The organism is Colwellia sp. Bg11-12, assembly GCF_014076955.1.
Lineage (GTDB): Bacteria > Pseudomonadota > Gammaproteobacteria > Enterobacterales > Alteromonadaceae > Colwellia_A.
On sequence record NZ_JACGUZ010000072.1, the window covers coordinates 130,417 to 149,280 of the forward strand.

At 38.0% G+C, this 18,864-nt stretch carries 14 protein-coding genes and 1 other RNA gene; 9 read left to right on the forward strand and 6 right to left on the reverse strand.

Going from position 1 to position 18,864, the window contains the following annotated elements:
* Positions 1 to 13 precede the first annotated feature (13 nt).
* A complete protein-coding gene (locus H4J39_RS12105) occupies positions 14 to 583 on the reverse strand; it encodes a UPF0149 family protein (RefSeq protein ID WP_182228640.1) in 570 nt (189 codons plus the stop codon).
* 183 nt (positions 584 to 766) lie between these two features.
* On the opposite strand from H4J39_RS12105, the gene H4J39_RS12110 reads away from it, so the two are divergent.
* Both H4J39_RS12110 and ssrS read left to right on the forward strand, forming a co-directional pair.
* Complete coding sequence (locus H4J39_RS12110) at positions 767 to 1,075, forward strand: cell division protein ZapA (RefSeq protein ID WP_182228642.1); 309 nt, start codon at positions 767 to 769, stop codon at positions 1,073 to 1,075.
* A 92-nt stretch (positions 1,076 to 1,167) separates the two neighbouring features.
* A non-coding RNA gene (gene ssrS, locus H4J39_RS12115) (6S RNA) lies at positions 1,168 to 1,349 on the forward strand.
* A 745-nt stretch (positions 1,350 to 2,094) separates the two neighbouring features.
* On the opposite strand, the gene H4J39_RS12120 is transcribed toward ssrS, so the two are convergent.
* Both H4J39_RS12120 and H4J39_RS12125 read right to left on the reverse strand, forming a co-directional pair.
* Entirely contained in the window at positions 2,095 to 4,074 is a 1,980-nt protein-coding gene (locus tag H4J39_RS12120) for a TonB-dependent siderophore receptor (RefSeq protein WP_182228644.1), read from the reverse strand.
* Positions 4,075 to 4,175: 101 nt separating this feature from the next.
* A complete protein-coding gene (locus H4J39_RS12125) occupies positions 4,176 to 4,550 on the reverse strand; it encodes a hypothetical protein (protein WP_182228646.1) in 375 nt (124 codons plus the stop codon).
* A gap of 463 nt (positions 4,551 to 5,013) precedes the next feature.
* Between H4J39_RS12125 and H4J39_RS12130 the strand changes: the two genes are divergently transcribed.
* From H4J39_RS12130 to H4J39_RS12145, 4 genes are all read left to right on the forward strand, one after another.
* Positions 5,014 to 5,499: a VOC family protein gene (locus H4J39_RS12130; protein ID WP_182228648.1), complete on the forward strand. Its 486-nt coding sequence runs from the start codon at positions 5,014 to 5,016 to the stop codon at positions 5,497 to 5,499.
* 395 nt (positions 5,500 to 5,894) lie between these two features.
* Positions 5,895 to 6,917, forward strand: coding sequence for an extracellular solute-binding protein (locus tag H4J39_RS12135; RefSeq protein WP_182228650.1), 1,023 nt, complete (start codon positions 5,895 to 5,897; stop codon positions 6,915 to 6,917).
* Between the two features lie 17 nt (positions 6,918 to 6,934).
* Positions 6,935 to 8,557, forward strand: a complete 1,623-nt coding sequence (locus H4J39_RS12140) for an iron ABC transporter permease (protein ID WP_259368827.1) — start codon at positions 6,935 to 6,937, stop codon at positions 8,555 to 8,557.
* A gap of 6 nt (positions 8,558 to 8,563) precedes the next feature.
* On the forward strand, positions 8,564 to 9,709 hold the full coding sequence (locus H4J39_RS12145) for an ABC transporter ATP-binding protein (RefSeq protein WP_182228654.1): 1,146 nt from the start codon (positions 8,564 to 8,566) through the stop codon (positions 9,707 to 9,709).
* Positions 9,710 to 10,007: 298 nt separating this feature from the next.
* Here H4J39_RS12145 and H4J39_RS12150 read toward each other — a convergent pair whose 3' ends face one another.
* The gene (locus H4J39_RS12150) at positions 10,008 to 11,264 is read right to left on the reverse strand and encodes an MFS transporter (RefSeq protein ID WP_182228656.1); all 1,257 of its coding nucleotides are present in this window, start codon (positions 11,262 to 11,264) and stop codon (positions 10,008 to 10,010) included.
* A gap of 129 nt (positions 11,265 to 11,393) precedes the next feature.
* Here H4J39_RS12150 and H4J39_RS12155 point away from each other — a divergent pair, with 129 nt between their 5' ends.
* The 3 genes from H4J39_RS12155 to metK all read left to right on the forward strand — a co-directional run bounded on the left by H4J39_RS12155 (position 11,394) and on the right by metK (position 14,406).
* Positions 11,394 to 12,131, forward strand: coding sequence for an ABC transporter substrate-binding protein (locus H4J39_RS12155; protein WP_182228658.1), 738 nt, complete (start codon positions 11,394 to 11,396; stop codon positions 12,129 to 12,131).
* Positions 12,132 to 12,235: 104 nt separating this feature from the next.
* Entirely contained in the window at positions 12,236 to 13,087 is an 852-nt protein-coding gene (gene murI, locus H4J39_RS12160) for a glutamate racemase (protein WP_182228660.1), read from the forward strand.
* A 131-nt stretch (positions 13,088 to 13,218) separates the two neighbouring features.
* Positions 13,219 to 14,406: a methionine adenosyltransferase gene (metK, locus tag H4J39_RS12165; protein WP_182228662.1), complete on the forward strand. Its 1,188-nt coding sequence runs from the start codon at positions 13,219 to 13,221 to the stop codon at positions 14,404 to 14,406.
* A gap of 96 nt (positions 14,407 to 14,502) precedes the next feature.
* Here metK and H4J39_RS12170 read toward each other — a convergent pair whose 3' ends face one another.
* Together H4J39_RS12170 and H4J39_RS12175 are read right to left on the reverse strand one after the other, a co-directional pair.
* Entirely contained in the window at positions 14,503 to 15,480 is a 978-nt protein-coding gene (locus H4J39_RS12170) for a rhodanese-related sulfurtransferase (RefSeq protein ID WP_182228664.1), read from the reverse strand.
* Between the two features lie 271 nt (positions 15,481 to 15,751).
* Positions 15,752 to 18,859, reverse strand: coding sequence for an efflux RND transporter permease subunit (locus H4J39_RS12175; protein ID WP_182228666.1), 3,108 nt, complete (start codon positions 18,857 to 18,859; stop codon positions 15,752 to 15,754).
* Between the last annotated feature and the right edge of the window lie 5 nt (positions 18,860 to 18,864).

The window sequence follows — 18,864 nt, forward strand, 5'->3', positions numbered from 1 at the left end:
GCTAATATTTCTTTTAGTGAACGGTTTCTTCTGCGCTTTTACTTTCTGGCGGTGAGCCAAGCTCAGTAAAACATAATAAGGCAGAAATTCTGACATATTCAGCTATTTCAAAGTAGGCTTGCTCGGTGTCTTCATCTTCTTCCATTTCGTCAGACAAATTAGCAATTTCAGCAAAATCAATCAGCACTTCTTTAACGTCTTCTGATAGTACTGCTTTGTTTTTTTGTTGTAAGCCAAATCCTAAGTTAAAGCCTTGTACCCAAACACTTAACGCATGGCCGCGTTCAACAATACTGTCGTCGTCATCAGGTAACATCAGTTGAAAACTATAAGTGTCATCAATAATGTCACTCCAAACTTGTGCGAACATTGACTTCACCAAAGACTTAACTTCGCGAGGTAAGCCTTCGCCATTGTTAAACAAGTCATTAATCATCACGATATAGTCTTCACTTTCAAAGGTAAAACCCGCGCATACTAAGCCGGTTAATACACCATGTAATTCTGAGCCATGGGCCGTAATGCTTTCGGAGGTAAGAATTGCTTGCACTGAGGCAAAGTCTAAAGAGGTTTCGTTGGACATGTTTTAATCATCAATAAAATGCGTGAGTTAATGCTAGGTATCGTAACATTCACGCTTTTATGATGCTAGAGATTAAAGGAGAAAACCCTACAGAACGCTTGCATAGTGAACGGGTCATCGATATAGTGCTGAGATACGCATATATTACTATTAATTAAGACGTTTTTGTGAGAATCACCTGTTATGAGTCAACACTCGGTTACCATTGAAGTTGCAAATAGAAGATTAAAGATTTCATGTCCTTCTGGGCAAGAATCATCTTTACTATTAGCCGCGGAAGAATTAAACCAACGCTTGCTAACAGACAGTAAAGCTTACTCAATAAAAACGCCTGAACAATCACTTGTAATGACAGCACTTAATTTATCGAACGATTTATTAGCCGCTCGTAAAGAACTTATTCAAGAGCGCGCTGCACTGCAAAGCAAAATTGATTTACTACAATCGACCATTAAAGAAGCTGTAACGGCTGAATACCGCAAGAAAGCCTGATTTTTCAGCAACCTCTGCACACTAAAAAAACAAACAAACCAAACTTACAAAATAACACTTAATTCGCTTTGAAAAATTAGCTATACTAGCTTCGTCTTCTGGGGTGTTTGTATGTTAACTATGTCCCTGAGCCGATAAGTTTTACCTTAGGAAGTTGATTATTAGCTATTGTGCAAGCCCGGCTCGTATCGGGAAGCCTACGGTTGAAATGATACCTCCGCCCTGAACACCCGGTGTTCAGGACTAAAGTCGACTGCGGCACCTTGGAAGCATCCTTTTCTTTACAATAATTTATGAAATTATTGTTTGGCTTATCCATAAGCTTATTCGTTTAGTCAAACCGAATACCTCCGCGCAATACTAGAAAACACCCAGTGTTCAGAACTAAAGTCGACTGCAGCACCTTGGAAGCATCTTTTTCTTTACAATAATTTATGAAATTATTGTTTGGCTTATTCATGAGCTTATTTTTTTAGTCAAAACCGAATACCTCCGCGCAATACTAGAAAACACCCAGTGTTCAGAACTAAAGTCGACTGCGGCACCTTGGAAGCATCTTTTTCTTTACAATAATTTATGAAATTATTGTTTGGCTTATTCATGAGCTTATTTTTTTAGTCAAAACCGAATACCTCCGCGCAATACTAGAAAAAACCCAGTGTTCAGAACTAAAGTCCACTGCGGCACCTTGGAAGCATGTTTTTCTCTACAATAATTCACGAAATTACTATTTGGCTTATCCATAAGCTTTTTACTCGTACCAATATAATCTAATAATTCTATATAATTTTTTTGGGGTTATTTCAAAAAACGTGCTGCTATATTTAGAATATTCGAGCTTTTACTTGTAAAGGTAACACTGATCACTGGGCGGTATTAAACAGCTCAGTGATCATATTCTGCCAGCATAAAGTATTAGTTATTCGAATAGGGTTATAACTAAAAATAGCGGTGCTAACCCCAAAGGTTTAATTAAATATCGCTAAATCAATAAATTGTGGTCCTAATATATTGTAGTGTTAACCGCCAAATTTAAAACGTAAACCAGCATTAACGGTAAAACCATCATTTCTTGACCAAATATCTGTTGTCCATCGACCACTAGGTGCTTGTTCAGGCAACACCAAAGAGTCTTCCTTAGTTTGTCGCACGTTTAACAAGTTTTCAGCATTAACAAAGAAACTGACTTGTCCTATGGTAATTTGACCTAACAGTCCTAGATGCCAATAAGGCTGGCTACGATCTCGATACGGGTTGTTCTCAAGCTGCTGTGTACCAGTATAATAAGCTTCAAACCCGAGCAAATGACTTCCGTGCTCTTCCCACATAACAACAAGGCCGGCAGAGTGTTGTGGTGTTAACGCCAAAGCTACTCGGTTAACACTAGAGTCACCTTCTTTAGTGGCGTCTGTGTATAAATAGCTCCCCGTAAATTTAATATCTCGCCAGCGATAACGTAGCAATAATTCAGCACCACTAATTTCAGTTTCGCCAGCAGCATTGACGAGTCGAACTCGTTTATCCGAAACACCATTAATGACGTCTAATTCAGTAACGTTCTCAATATCTGACGCGAATAATGTTAGGCTGGTTTCTACACTGCCCAGCACATAGCTAATATCGATAGAAGCGGTTGATGCACGCTCCTCTTCAAGGTTTTCTAGCGGCGCAAGACGCGATAAACCAGCTTCATCAATGTCTTCAATAAATGGGCTTGGTGCGAAAAACCCTTGTCCGTATGCCCCCCTAATCGTCCAGTTCTCGGGGCTGTATAGCAATGAAACCCGAGGGCTTACTTGTGTACCATATTCACTATGCCAGTCAGTGCGAGCACTAAGAGACATGGAAATATCATCGCTTGCTTCATAATCAAGTTGCGAAAATAATCCCGGCACTTGATAAGCATAATCAAATTGAGCAAAAGTATCAGATTTGAATTTCTCAGATTGAAGCGCTACTCCAACAAGCCATGCCGTTTTATCAGAATACCCTGATAAGCTCGACTCGATTAACGTACTTTCGTGGCTATCATCCTCTTGAACAGCACCAAATTGATGCTCGTGGTCTTGATTCATTGCTGAACCACGGATATTTAAATTCAACACTTCCCCTAATGGTTGGTCATATATAAAACCAACATCTGTTCTACGCGTGTCCTGTGTTTGAGGGAACCCGTTACCATCAGGTACAATAGACTCACCTAAGGTACCGCCATCCCTTTGCTCTGTCATTGCCCCTAAGGTAACGTAAAGGTTGGCACCATTATCGTCTTGCCAATAGAAACGAGGACGAACGCTAGCCCTTTCATAGCCCGCCATATCGATCCAACCATCGTCATCTAAGTCTTGCTTTTCTTGGTGATGAATTCCGGCAGTAACCGATGCGCTTAAGGCGCTAGTTAAAGGTGATGCAAAGTAGGAAGTCATATCTTGACCATTTTTAGAGGTCGCATTGACCAACACTTCGCCTTCATAATTATCAGTGGGAGTGCGTGAAATTAAATTGATCACCCCACCAAGTGCAGAGCCACCATAAAGAGAAGAGGCAGACCCTTTAATTATTTCAACATTTGCAAGGTCTGTAGGAAGAATTTGCATCAAACCTATTGAAGCTGTTTGGCCACCATATAAAGGTAAACCATCACTTAACAGTTGCGTATAACGTCCGTACATTCCTTGCAGTCGGATGTTGGAACTCCCTAACGCAGGCGATGTAGTTTGTACTCTAACACCACCTGTTTCAGCCACTAACATAGAGATATTACCCGGACGCATAAGTGCTTTTTCTTGTATTTCTTCGCCATTAATCATTTCGGTTCGTGTTGCCGATTCAATGACAATACGACCTAAACGAGAAGCACTTACTTGAATTTTTTCAATCTTGTTATCAACATGCTCATGATTTTCTTCATGTTCATTTTTATTATTATTTTCACTCGCGTATGCAAACGCAGGAATTAACAGTATTGCTACTGTTGTTCTCAATGACTTTTTAAACATTTTTACCTCAGATATTACTTGGTACTTGCTCTGGCATTAATTAGCACAATAGCGCTGATTAACTTGAAAAGTTGTAGACAATTTTTGGTATTTTTAAATTTCTATAAGGTAAAAATGGGAGGGCGATAGAGCAAAGTAGCGATAGATTTAGGTTGCTTAGGCTGTGGTATATAAACAATGTCACTTAAAGTGGCTGTTTTCGTTGCATCAACGTCAGTATTAAAATAGACAAATGATGAACACGCATTGGCAATGCAAGTACAGTCCATATTACAACATTCAATACCACAGCAATCTTCTGAGCTGTTGTTATTAAGTAAGTTCGAATCGTTATAATTTACTGGTTCACTGATGTTGGGGGAAAGAGAGTCGACTAAAGTTTCACAAGGCATAGCAGTATTAAAGGCAACTGCTTGCCCAATAAAGGCAACAAGCATCAAAGCTATAACTAACACTTTTGAAAAAACTTTATACATATAAACCCCCTAAATACAATTTGCGCGACATTATAAAAGTTTCTTCGTGATATGTGAACCAACATAAATCAGTTTATGTTGGTTGGCTGTTACATGATGACAATAAGCTTACTAGCCGGCTCTCAATTATTGTGCTTAGTTTGTCAGAGACGTTAAGGTTAAATAATTAACTAAAAAAGATATAGTTGCCCCATAACGGTCTTTAAACGTTAACGCATTAACGTCAATTTAACTGATAAAGTCAGTACAAGTATTGTAGCGCTATGCCCCTTTTTTGCTTTAGAAAGTTACCGTGTAGTTTGACAATTGTTAAGCAATATTTTACTTCAATAAACACCAAAATAATGATAACGAAACGTTATCATTATCATAATCATTGATTGTTTTTAATTATATGACATTAGGCGTAGTATTACCTTATCGAACGAATTACGAACTAATCAATATAATTTTGGAGTAAGTTATGAAAATGAATCACGTAGGTCTCATGGTTGGCGATATGGATAAAGCGGTTGAATTTTACACTAAAGCGCTTGGTCTAAAAATTGTAATGAATAACACTAAGGTAAAAGAAGAGCGTGAAACTGCCATAGGAAAAATGTGTGTGGCTGTTTTTGGTGAGGGCTTTAAAGGCTTTAATATTGCACATTTAGTAACAACTGACGGCATTGGTGTTGAAATGTTTGAAATGAAAGAGCGCCAAGAACGTCACGAAGTTGATTTCTCACGTATTGGGATATTCCATTTTTGCCTTCAAACAGATGATTTCGAAGGTGCTATGGCGCGTACTGAACAATATGGCGGCAAAGTGCGTATGGACATTCATCGCTACCACCCAGAAGACGACAGCAAACTAGCCCAAATGGTTTACTTAGAAGACCCTTTTGGTAATTTGTTCGAGCTTTACTCGCACTCTTATGAAGAAACTTACGCTTCTGATTACGAGTAATATATTTAACGTAAAACGCGTTATTTGAAGGCTACCTAAGGGTGGCCTTTTTTGTGCCTGGTTGTCGAAAAATAATATCTTTGTCTTTACTTGTGAAGGGATCCGTAAAATATACTAAGTCGCTTTGTACTCTTTTAGAGAGAGATGAATAACCGACACTATTAATAAAATACGAACGATAAGTATAAAAAATCGAATATCAATAAATGGATGACAAGGCTATATTCAAAATAGTATTAGGGTGGCGGGATCTCACAAGGCGACAATATCCCTGACCCACAAACCTAAATAAGAACCATTCTCAAATAGATTGACAAGTTGTAATGTTTTCTTTAACCTTGCCAGCCTATAAACACTTACGACAGAGACTGACATTATATTGTCAAGGTAGCATAATGCAAAAAACAACGTCCATTCGAAAAAATTTACTCTTAATTTTTGCTAGTTTTTTACTTGTTTCATCATCTTTACAAGCTAGTGATGAGGTGAATGTGTACTCCTATCGTCAGGAATTTTTAGTTAAGCCTTTGTTTGATATTTTTACAGAAAAAACGGGGATTAAAGTCAATGTTATTTTTGCTAAAAAAGGTATGGCGGAACGTCTTGCCCGAGAAGGTAAATATAGCCCCGCAGACATATTATTAACAACGGATATTAGTCGGCTCATTGAATTACATGACCGTGATCTGCTTCAAGCTTATAGCTCTAAAACGTTACTTGATGTAATTCCTAGTCAATATCGTGCTACAGACAATACGTGGTATGCGCTTACAACACGTGTACGTAATATTTATTCAGCTAAACGTTTGGGTGCTATAGAAATTAATTATGAAGATTTAGCTGACACTAAATATAAAGGAAGAATATGCACTCGAAGCGGTAAACATTCATACAATATTGCACTTGTTGCCTCTATGATTGCTGCTCATGGTGAAACTGAGACTCTCACCTGGTTAGAAAAGTTTAAAGTGAACTTGGCCCGTAAACCTCAGGGTAATGACCGTGGTCAAGTACAAGCAATTCATCAAAACTTGTGTGATATAGCGCTAGGTAATAGTTACTATTTTGGCAAAATGTTGGTTGATGAAAAGCAGAAGTTATGGGCTGATTCGGTATACATTAATTTTCCCAATCAGAATAACCGTGGTGCTCATGTGAATATATCAGGAATGGGCATGGCAAAATATGCTCCTAATAATGACAATGCTAAAGCTTTAATGGAATTCTTGGTGTCAAAAGAGGCACAGAAGCTTTATGCTGAAACGAACATGGAATATCCAGTGAGAGCTGATGTAATGCCTTCTGATTTAGTTGCCTCATGGGGTAAGTTTAAAGCAGATTCATTATCGTTAGAATCGATCGCAAAGTATAGAAAAGAAGCGCTTAAACTTATAGATAAAGCTAAATTTGATTTATAAAAGATGAACTTTATTTCTTGATAGCCCCGTTAAAAAATAATATCTGGCGAAGTGCCTGCTGGCTCATAGCATTTTTACTCATAACACCGGTATTAGTTATGGTATTAGCCAGCTTTGGTTCGTCAAGTGATTTGTTTTCTCATCTTTGGCAAACTGTCTTACCTGACTATATTACTAACACGCTAGTACTAGGCGTGTTGGTCGTTTTTTTATCTTTAATTTTTGGTACTTTTAGTGCTGCTTTCATTGTTCATACTAACGTTTTTGGTAAAAAGTTTCTGAGATGGCTACTTTTATTACCCTTAGCGATGCCCGCCTATTTAGTTGCCTATCTTTATACTGATATGTTTGATTACGCAGGACCTATACAGCGTACGTTACGTGGGTGGTTTAATTGGCAGTCGCCGAGTGATTATTGGTTTTTTGATATACGCACTTTGCCTGGAGCTTCCATTGTAATTTCTTTAGTGTTGTTTCCTTACGTTTATATGTTAACGCGTACTGCACTTGAGCAACAAGATCAAAACTTGTTAAGGGCCGGACGTTTATTAGGCTTGTCAGCAAAACAAAGCTTTTTAAAAGTTGCCTTACCGCTGGCGCGCCCAGCAATAGCGATATCAGCGAGTTTAGTCCTTATGGAAACCTTAGCTGACTTTGCCACGGTAAATTATTTTGCAGTAAATACACTTACTACAGCTGTATATGATACTTGGTTGGGCTATGGCGACTTAGCAACAGCAAATGCTTTAGCCAGTATATTAATGCTGATTATTCTGTTTGTGGTTGTTGCAGAACAACGTGCAAGAGCCGGTCAAAATCATCAATCAAATAGGCCCAACCTGCATATTGAAATTATTACATTGTCATTCTTTGAACAACTATTTATTAGCGGTTTTTGTTGGATATTGGTTTTAGCGGGTTTTCTTTTACCTTTCGCTTTACTTGTTATTATGGCATTTGAATACAGCAATATGGCTCAGCTAACAAGTCTAGTTTCACCAAGCCTTAACAGTATTGAAGTATCATTTTATGCCGCAACTATTGCCACGTTCTTCGCATTGTTATTTGGTTTATATCGTCGATTAAGCTTAGATAAATGGCGAATACTTCCTTCAAGTTTATCGGGGATCGGCTATGCGATACCAGGAACAGTCTTAGCAATGGCATTATTGGCTAGTTTTGGACCCCTTGATCATTTTATTAATGATATAGCAAGGTATCTTCAGCTTAAAGAGCCCGGCTTAGTATTATCCGGCACTATTTTCGCTGTCGTATTTGCCTTTGTGGTTCGTTTCTCAGCGATTTCTAATGGAACAATATCCAGTGGTATCAAGCAGATACCTGATTCTGTTGATCTTGCCCCTGCAAGTTTGGGTGTAGGTTTAGGGCAAATGTTAAAAAAAGTACACCTGCCAATACTTAGGCCTTCTATTTTTGTAGCATGGTTACTCGTATTTGTTGAGTCAATGAAAGAACTATCCGCCGTATTATTACTAAGGCCCTTTAATTTTGACACGCTGAGTATACAAATTTATCAATTAATATCGGACGAAATGCTTGAGCAAGGAGCCTTGAGTGCTATCTTAATTGTTTTATTAGGCCTATTACCTATTATTTGGCTCAATAGAAATAAGGAGTGATCGTAAATGGTCGAAAATGAATTATTAAGCGTTAAGCAACTTTCGGTTAAATTACATAATAAAGTCATATTGTCAGACACCCACTTAACACTAAATTTTGGTGATATTCTTGGATTAGTAGGACCAAGTGGTTGTGGAAAAACCACATTGCTTAATACTATCGCGGGCTTTAATACACCCAGCACAGGTGAATTGAGCATAAAGCGTAATAATTCAAAGAGTACTCATTTAATCGTTGCAGAAGATATTCTCACTATCACGCCATTTAAGCATGTAGCTCCTGAACATCGTAATATCGGTATGATCTTTCAAGATTATGCATTGTTCCCTCATTTATCAGTTGAAAAAAACATCTGCTTTGGAATTAATAAACTGCCAAAAAGTGAACAAAAATCTCGAATGGCTGATTTGCTCAGCTTACTTAAGTTAACGGGTTTAGAAGCAAGGTTTCCACACCAATTGTCTGGTGGGCAACAACAAAGAGTCGCTATTGCTAGAGCATTAGCGCCTCAGCCTACCTTATTATTGCTTGATGAGCCTTTTTCAAATATTGATGCGCGTTTACGCAATGAATTAATGTTAGAAATGCGCCAAATTTTAAAGCAGTTAAAAATGAGTGCTATATTTGTGACTCATAACAAAGACGAAGTCTTTACTTTTGCTGATAAAATTGCAGTAATGCATCAGGGAAGTATCCTTCAAATAGGAAGACCTGCCGATGTTTGTCACTCACCAAACAGTTGGCAAGTTGCTGATTTTTTGCAATTAGGTAGCTGGATACCTGTAAAAGCGATAAATGGCCAATTCCAATCAGCTCTTGGAGAATTACCATCAAGTGAAGATCTTTTTTTAGAGGGAAATATGGCTACGTACAAAGGGAACTCTCATAAACTACAATTGTTATTAAAGTCCCAAGCTATTGAGTACTGTGAGGGTGGATTTGAGAAGAATAATGTAAAAGTTGATAACATCTCTATCACTGAACATGGGTTTCACTATTTACTGAGTAGTATTGATAGAGACCTATCTTTGTCATTTGAACAGTTGAGCTTTTATAGCAATTGTTTATTAGCATTGGATCAAAAAATAGCGATAAAAATTAAGGCACACAACTATCAAGTTTTTAATAGTGATGATGATATTTTAGGATAAGCAGAAACGGAGTTTCTATCAAAATAACGTTTAATCTTAAAGTTATTCTACAACCATAAAGTCTAAAAATTCTTTTTACTCACACTTACCGTTGCTTTTAAAGCGGTGATAAGAAATAGTGGGCGTCGTTAGGATCGCTATTTCAACAAAAATCAGAAGTAAAAATCATCTACTTTTGGCGATTATATGTCATCAACTAACCAACAATATTTACAGTAACTTTCTCGCATGAGCAAAGGTTAGCGGTAGTTTTTAGCTCTCTGACATTTCTGTTAATTTCTAAAGAAGATTCCCACATTTATTTTTCTATGACTACATCATCAAAATTTGGCCGTTTAAAAGTAGGGAGTATTCGATATAAATATATAACAACAAAACACAGCAGTGATGCGGTCATAAATAACCAAAAACCTCCAAAATGATCTAATACAAAACCACCTAACAATGGAGCTATAGCGAAGCCTAAAGAATAAAATGATGCTGCACCAAAGTAGGCGCCACGTAAATGTGCTGGAGCTAAACGGTCAATATGAACATTCATGGTAGGGAATAATATCGCTTCGGCTAAGCTCATCACTAATACTGCGCCAATCCATCCCCAGAAAAAGTCGAGTGGGTTTACTGCAAACCAAAGTTGCGAAGCGGCAAGTAACAGTAAACCAATTTGAATACGACTCTCTAAGGCCATCGAAGCCATCATTTTCAACAAAACAAACTGAGAGCAAATAATTAACAGTGAGTTGGCACCAATCATCGATGAAATAAGCAAAATAAGATCAGGCACTTCAGCGCGAGTTAAATATTGAATCAACGAAGAGTCCATTTGTGCATAAATAAACATACACAAAATATTAGCCACAATGAGACATTGTAGTAACTTGTCTTGCTTTAAAATGCTAACCGTAGTTTTAAAACTGCTGTCTGTTTGTTTAAGTTCTAATAATTTATTTTCTTTGCCTAATGTAATTTTACCATGCGCTTTAAACCCAAAATACAAAACACCGATGAAAAGTGCAAAGGTTACGGAAGTAATAGAGAAGCTGGACTGCTCCCCTGTAAGTCCAAACCACACGCCCGCCATAGGGCCAATAGCAGCACCTGCATTAACAACAAAATAACGCATTTGCATAGCCAACTCTCGTGTTTGAGGTTCTGGCACTATATCGCCAATTAACGCTGATGTTGGTGGTTCCCATAGCGCTTTAGCAATAGAACACAACGTAATAACGATAATGTACTCAACCAAAGCAGTTGCTTGAGCTAAATAGGCAAAGGAAAAAACATACAAAACGCCACTGGTATACATCAATTGATGTCGTCCAATCTTGTCAGATAAAGTACCACCAAGAAAACCAATAAATACCGAGACTAAAGCGGCAAAAGATAAAATCATACCAACTTCTGTTGCAGAAATACCAAAGCGTTGATATAAAATAATCGACAAAAATGGCCAAACCATATAAAAACTACCACGCGTGATGAAAGCGCCAAAGAGCAGGATCCACATTAATGGTGGAAACTGTTTTAATCGTTTTAATGAAACATCACTTTGCATGGGTTTTCTCTTTATATTGATAACTTTACTGACATTATTATTATGAGGCCCTTTGAGTTTTTAAAGACCAAAAACTCAACTTGTTCTATACTTAGTTTATGAACCTTTACTAAATAAGTTAGATATTTGATGACTATAAAATATCTCTGGATCATTATATTTTTGCTCGGCAATACCTCATCAAGTATTGCTGAGCAGCTTGTTGTCACGGAAATATTACCACCTTACCAGTTCTACCAAGAAAGTAATGTGCTTAGCGGCTTTTCAGTTGAAGTTATGGAAGAAATATTCAAAATTACAGGTGATAATATTGATTTGCAAGTATTGCCTTGGGCACGCGCTTACAGAACAGCACTAAACCAACCTAATACACTTATTTTTTCACTCTCTCGTACCTTATCTCGGGAGAGTTTATTCATTTGGGGTGGAAAATTAATGAAAGAAGATATTTATGCTTGGGGCTTAAAAGAAAAATTTAAAACATCAATAACTGATATTAAAGAACTGAAAAAATACAAAGTAGCCGTGACTAATTCATCAAGTACCGCCCAATATTTTCAGCAACAAGAGTACCCCTATATTTATGTACTCGGTTCACCAGAGCAAAGCTTACAAATGCTATATCTTAATAGGGTTGACATTATTACGGGTACAAAGAACACCTTAAAAGCACGAGCAAGTAAATTAAATTTAGATATCAGTAACCTAAAAGTAATTATGCCTATATCAGTCGTTAATCATGATTTATATTTTGCTTTTAGCCTTAACAGTGATGAAAAAGTTGTTAGTAAATATAGGGATGCTTATCATCAAATTAAAAACAGTGGTATTTTAGATAAGTTAAAAAATAAATGGCATGTATTTTAAACTCAATATATTCAATAAATAACGCTCAGAGCACTTTACTTTCCTGACTAAAATCAATATAACAAATACGAATTTTAATACCTTACTCATTAACGACAGATATAATGACTCAAAATCAGCTAATCGCCAAAAAAAAAGTAGCCCCCTTAAAGTCAGTTCCAATAAATTCTCAAGCGATCGGTGTTTTCGACTCTGGCATTGGTGGTTTGTCGATAGCTAAATGTATTCATCAAAATTTACCCCATGAAAACCTTATTTATGTTGCAGATAGCCAATTTGCTCCTTATGGCGATAAATCGTCGGCAAATATTATTGAACGGGTAAATAAAATTGCAGATTGGTTAATTAACCAGCAAGTAAAAGCAATTGTTGTTGCCTGTAATACTGCAACGGTTAGCGCTATTGATCAGCTACGTTTACGCGTTTCAATTCCAATCATAGGAGTTGAGCCCGCAATTAAACCTGCCGCAATTCACAGTAAAACCCAAAAAATAGCTTTATTAGTAACAGAAGCAACCGCTGTAAATACGCGTTTTTTATCATTAGTGAATAAGCATAAGAATGGTGCTGAAATTTATATCCAACCTTGTGCCGGATTAGTAGAACTTATTGAACAAGGTCTTTATGAAAGTGAACAGTGCCGTAAAAGACTAAATGCCTTATTAGTGCCACTTCTGCAAAGTAATATTGATACTCTCGTATTAGGGTGTACTCATTACCCTTTTGTTCGCCAACTTATACAAGATATTGTTGGGGATAAAATTACCATTATGGAAACGGCTCAACCGGTAACTGAGCAGCTTGCCAGACAACTTGAAATTAAGGGATTACTGGCAAGTTATGAACATATTTCCCAACAATGTTTTTTTAGCTCAAAAATATCACATGAACAAGCACAGTTAATGTCAGTACTATTTGGTAAAAATGTCTCGCTACAACAATTACCTGCTCTTTAAATGAGCAATTTACAGTTATTTTTAGCCGTTTAGCCATCTAGGCGTAAAAAAACTAGAAAATAGTTAATCTTGCAGTTAGAATAACTTTAATTCAAAAATATCTTAAACTATTAAATTTTTCCTGAGGTTTTATGTCTACTCAATTTTTCACTTCTGAATCAGTTTCTGAAGGTCATCCAGATAAAATCGCCGATCAAATTTCTGATGCCGTGCTTGATGCAATTATCGCTAAAGATAAAAATGCTCGTGTTGCTTGTGAAACTATGGTGAAAACTGGCGTAGCAATTATCTCAGGCGAAGTATCTACCACCGCATGGGTTGATTTAGAAACGATTACTCGTAATGTTATTAGTAATATTGGTTACACTTCATCTGACGTAGGTTTTGATGGTGAAACCTGTGGCATTATGAATTTAATTGGCCAACAGTCTCCTGAAATTGCACAAGGTGTTGACCGAGCAAACCCAGAAGATCAAGGTGCTGGTGACCAAGGACTCATGTTTGGTTATGCAACCAATGAAACTGAAACGTTAATGCCCGCGCCTATATTTTATTCTCATCGTTTGGTAGAGCGTCAAGCAGAAGTGCGTAAATCAGGTGTTTTACCTTGGTTACGTCCTGATGCAAAGTCTCAAGTTACTTTTATTTATGAAGATAATAAACCCGTAGCAATTGACGCTGTTGTTTTATCAACTCAACATAATCCAGAGATTTCTCAAGAAGATTTACACGAAGCTGTGATGGAAAACATTATCAAAGCGGTATTACCTGCAGAGTTATTAACTAAAGATACTAAATATTTTATTAATCCTACAGGTCGTTTTGTTATTGGTGGCCCCGTTGGTGACTGTGGTTTAACCGGTCGCAAAATTATTGTTGATACCTATGGCGGCATGGCTCGTCATGGTGGTGGTGCATTCTCAGGTAAAGATCCATCAAAAGTTGACCGCAGTGCCGCTTATGCAGGACGCTATGTTGCGAAAAACATTGTTGCTGCTGGTTTAGCTGATCGTTGTGAAATTCAAATTTCTTATGCCATTGGTATTGCTGAGCCAACATCTATTTCAATTGAAACCTTTGGTACTGGTAAAGTATCAGAAGCCAAGTTGATTGAGTTAGTTAGAGAGCATTTTGATTTACGACCTTACGGCATTACTAAGATGCTTGATTTATTACACCCTATGTACCAAATGACAGCCGCTTACGGACATTTTGGTCGTGAACCTGTTGAAGTAACAGTGGGTGATGATACTTTTACCGCCTTTACTTGGGAAAGAACTGATAAAGCCGACGCGCTTCGTAAAGCCGCTGGTTTTTAATTTTTAACGTTTCAACATCATCGTTCCTACTGAACATAAAAAAAGCGACTCAATGAGTCGCTTTTTTTATTGGAAAAATATGAGGTTAATTTATGACTATTTAGCCGACTGCGCTTTTTTACTGGCTACTTTTTCTTTGCGTCGTTGCTCAATGACATCTTGAACATGTCCACCAATGTGTTTTTCACCACGTTGGCTTGCTAAATTAATTTGGCGTTCGCGCTCAGCAAAGCCACTACGTTGTTCGTCGGTATATTTATCATAACAACGATGGCAACTCACCCCCTTAACATAATGCTCACTTTGTTTTTCTTGTTCGGTTATCGGGTAGCGACAAGCAAAGCATTGATCGTACTGCCCTTGCTCTAAGCCATGCCCTACGGCAACACGGCCATCAAAAACAAAACATTCACCCTGCCACATTGAATTATCTTGCTCAACTTCCTCTAAATATTTAAGCACACCACCTTCAAGATGATAAACATCTTCAAAGCCTTGCTCTTTTAAGTAAGCGGTTGATTTTTCACAGCGAATACCACCAGTACAATACATCGCCACTTTTTTGTGTTTGTTTTTGTCTAAGTGCTGTGCAACATATTCTGGAAATTCACGAAAGGTTTCAGTCTTAGGGTTTATTGCGTTCTTGAAGGTGCCGATTTCAATTTCATAATCGTTACGTGTATCAATCAATAAAACTTCAGGATCAGCAATAAGTGCATTCCAATCTTTAGGTTTTACATAAGTACCAACGGTCAATAATGGGTCAATTCCTTCAACGCCCATAGTCACAATTTCTTTTTTTAATTTTACTTTACTGCGTTGAAAAGGATTTTCGTCAGCGTATGAATATTTATGAGAAACATTCATTAAACGCTCATCTGTTTCTAAATGCGCTAAGAGCTTATCAATACTGCTTTGTGTACCAGCAACAGTACCGTTAATACCTTCATTAGCAAGCAATAGCGTACCTTTAACATCGTTATTTAACATAACAGCCAGTAAAGGTTTTTTAAGTTGTTCAAAGTTTTCTAAGCGTACAAATTTGTAAAGTGCACAGACGGTGATGTTTTGCATAATAATACCCATTGAGCCAGCCAGAACGTAAATCCGGAGCTGTAGATTAATATAAAACCAGCACACTCATATAGGCGTACCAGTCGAAAGACGCGCATTCTATCAAAAGCCTCAATTTAGATAAAGCCTCTCCTTCAATAGATCAAATGATAGAATCGCTACTTGCACAGCTCTTTAGTGACACAGCGGATAAAAAAATGACTTTTCACGGCAGTAAAAAGTCATTTGAAAATTGAGGTAACCGCTTAACTCATCATAATGGTTATTAAAGTTAACTCGTTGTTCCTTTCAATTTTTCACGCAGTCGTTGAATGACCATATAGAAATATGGCACTAACAGCGTACCTAATATAGTGGCCGCTAACATACCTGAAAGTACAGTAACACCAAGGAATATTCGGCTACTGGCTCCTGCACCAGACGACATAACTAAAGGAATAACACCTAAAATAAAAGAGAGTGCAGTCATCAATACCGCTCTAAATCTTAACTTTGCAGCGTCAAGTGCCGCTTCCATGATAGTCTTTCCTTGAGCTCTCAGTTCCATCGCAAACTCAACAATAAGAATAGCGGTTTTAGTCGATAAGCCAATAAGTAGTATTAACCCTACTTGCGCATAAATATTGTTTTCCATCCCTAAGATATAAAGTGTCAGCATTGAGCCAAATAAGGCTAAAGGCACCGCGGCGATGACAGAAAAGGGGATAGTCCAGCTTTCATATTGAGCGACTAAAAATAAGTAAACAAACAACAACGCTAAACCAAATAAAACAGGCGCTAAATTACCCGCTTCAATTTCTTGTTTAGACTGCCCTGCCCACTCAAAAATATAGCCTTGGGGCAAGTTTCCAGCCAATTCTTCCATAATCGCTATCGCCTCACCTGACGAATGACCACTCGATGCCTGGCCAGTGATATTTGCGCTACGGTACAAATTAAAGTGTCCGATACTGGTAGGGCCTAAAATAGGTTCAAGCTTAGCAAGTGTCGTTAATGGCACCATTTCACCGTCTTGGTTACGCACAAAATAGTAGCGCAAGTCAGAGGGATCCTTACGGAACTCTTTTTCAGCTTGAACGGTTACTCTGTAGGTTCGCCCAAACTGGCTAAAATCGTTAATGTACATTGACCCTAACTGCGCTTGTAGCGTTATAAAAATATCAGATAAAGCAACACCTTGAGCTTTTGCTTTATCTCTATCAACCTCTAAAAAGTATTGTGGAACATTTGCGCGGTAAGTACTAAAAACGCGAGTTAATTCAGGTCGTTGATTTGCCTCATAAATAAGACCATTCATCACTTGCGCTAAATCACTAGGGCTTCGACCTTCACTGTCTTGTAGTTTAAATTCAAAACCCGAACTTGTCCCTAAGCCTGGAATAGGCGGAGGATTAAATATCATTATTTGTGCGTCTGGCATTGTCCACAGTTGCCCCATTAAACGCTGGATAACGGCACGCAATGCTAATGCTGGCTCCGTTCTTTCTTCCCAATCTTTTAGCATGATAATGCCTAAACCATTGTTCGAACCTGCCCCGCCTAATAACGAAACACCTGAGACAGTAATAACGTCAGTAACGGCTGGGTCTGCTTTTATCATTGGCGTTATTTTATCAATAAGTGCCTGTGTTCTGTTACTTGAAGCAGCATCAGGTAATTGGATATCGAGAAAAACATAACCTTGGTCTTCGCTTGGAACAAAACCCGTGGGTACCGATGTGGTTAACCACCCTGTAGCTACAAACAAAACACCGACAATAATACCGACGCGAGCAGCACGTTTTAATAAGAAGTTAACACCTGTGGTATAGCTTCCTGTCATTTTTTCAATACCCCGTTCAAAAGGCATCAGCCACTTAATCGGTTTCATATTATCTTTACTTAATAAAACAGTACAAAGAGCTGGGCTTAACGTTAAGGCATTAATAGACGAAATGATAACGGCAAATGAGATGGTTACCGAAAATTGTTTGTACAATTCGCCAGTAATACCCGGCATAAAGGCGACAGGAACAAATACCGCTAGCAATACTAAAGTGGTTGCAATAATTGGCCCTGAAACCTGTTTCATGGCCTTAGTCACCGCTTCTTTTATGTCGAGTTGTTCTTCTTTAAGAATGCGTTCAACGTTTTCAATAACAATAATGGCATCATCGACTACAATCCCTATTGCAAGCACTAAACCAAAGAGTGTAATGGTGTTAATGGAATATCCCATCACTAACATAAAAGCAAAGGTACCAATTAATGAAACCGGTATAGCAATAGTTGGGATCAGTGTCGCTCGCCAGTTTTGCAAAAATAAGAAAACCACGAGAATAACTAAAACTATTGCTTGAAATAAGGTCGTTTTCACTTCATCAATAGAACGTGAAATAAATTCAGTAGTGTCGTATGGAATAGCATATTCAAGTCCATCAGGGAAACGTGCTGATAATTTTTCTATCTCTAACTTTACTAACCGAGCGACTTCAGTTGCGTTTGCACCAGGCAATTGATAGATAACTAAAAATGCGGTTTCATTACCATTTAAACGTGCTTGAACACCATAGTTTTGCGAACCAAGCTCTAAACGTGCAATATCAGATAAACGTACAAAATTACCGTTAGAGCGAGCACGTACGATAGTTTGCCCAAATTCTTCAACCGTTTTTAATCGCCCTTTTGCTTGAATTGAATACTCAAACTGTTGATTTGGCAATGAAGGGCTCGCACCTAACTTCCCTGCCGCTACAATTAAATTTTGCTCTTGAAGTGCTTGTTTTACCTCAGTAACCGTAACCCCTAATGATGCCATACGATCAGGTCGTAGCCATGCTCGCATGCTATAAGTCATTTCACCCATAACGCTAGCTTCTGCTACGCCAGGAATACGTCCTAGTGGCTCAGTTAATGAATTGGTCGCATAGTTACTTAAGAAAAGTTGGTCTATACCCGCTTGCTTTGAAAATAAATTAATGGCCATTAACATTGAGCTAGATTTTTTCTTAACCGTTACCCCTTGTCGGGTCACTTCTGATGGCAGAGAGCTTTGGGCTAATGCCACACGATTTTGCACATTGACCTGCGCCATATCGTCATCAATACCCACCTTGAAAAATACAGTAATGGTTGCTGAACCATTATTTGACGCTGTTGACTCGATGTACATCATATCTTCAACACCATTGATTTTTTCTTCAATGGGACGAATAACTGACTCTTCGACAACCTGAGCGCTAGCACCGGGATAGACTGCTGTTATTTGAACTTGCGGTGGTGTTATTTCAGGGTACATATTAACGGGCAATATCCCCATTGCAATGAGGCCCGCTAAAGTAATAACAATTGAGATAACAAAAGCAAACTTGGGTCGATGAATAAACGTTTTACTGATCATGGGAG

Bases quoted from the DNA above. Each gene is read 5' to 3' on its own strand.
- H4J39_RS12105 (WP_182228640.1), bottom strand. From the start codon at position 583: ATGTCCAACGAAACCTCTTTAGACTTTGCCTCAGTGCAAGCAATTCTT.
- H4J39_RS12110 (WP_182228642.1), top strand. From the start codon at position 767: ATGAGTCAACACTCGGTTACCATTGAAGTTGCAAATAGAAGATTAAAG.
- H4J39_RS12120 (WP_182228644.1), bottom strand. From the start codon at position 4,074: ATGTTTAAAAAGTCATTGAGAACAACAGTAGCAATACTGTTAATTCCT.
- H4J39_RS12125 (WP_182228646.1), bottom strand. From the start codon at position 4,550: ATGTATAAAGTTTTTTCAAAAGTGTTAGTTATAGCTTTGATGCTTGTT.
- H4J39_RS12130 (WP_182228648.1), top strand. From the start codon at position 5,014: ATGAAAATGAATCACGTAGGTCTCATGGTTGGCGATATGGATAAAGCG.
- H4J39_RS12135 (WP_182228650.1), top strand. From the start codon at position 5,895: ATGCAAAAAACAACGTCCATTCGAAAAAATTTACTCTTAATTTTTGCT.
- H4J39_RS12145 (WP_182228654.1), top strand. From the start codon at position 8,564: ATGGTCGAAAATGAATTATTAAGCGTTAAGCAACTTTCGGTTAAATTA.
- H4J39_RS12150 (WP_182228656.1), bottom strand. From the start codon at position 11,264: ATGCAAAGTGATGTTTCATTAAAACGATTAAAACAGTTTCCACCATTA.
- H4J39_RS12155 (WP_182228658.1), top strand. From the start codon at position 11,394: ATGACTATAAAATATCTCTGGATCATTATATTTTTGCTCGGCAATACC.
- murI (WP_182228660.1), top strand. From the start codon at position 12,236: ATGACTCAAAATCAGCTAATCGCCAAAAAAAAAGTAGCCCCCTTAAAG.
- metK (WP_182228662.1), top strand. From the start codon at position 13,219: ATGTCTACTCAATTTTTCACTTCTGAATCAGTTTCTGAAGGTCATCCA.
- H4J39_RS12170 (WP_182228664.1), bottom strand. From the start codon at position 15,480: ATGCAAAACATCACCGTCTGTGCACTTTACAAATTTGTACGCTTAGAA.
- H4J39_RS12175 (WP_182228666.1), bottom strand. From the start codon at position 18,859: ATGATCAGTAAAACGTTTATTCATCGACCCAAGTTTGCTTTTGTTATC.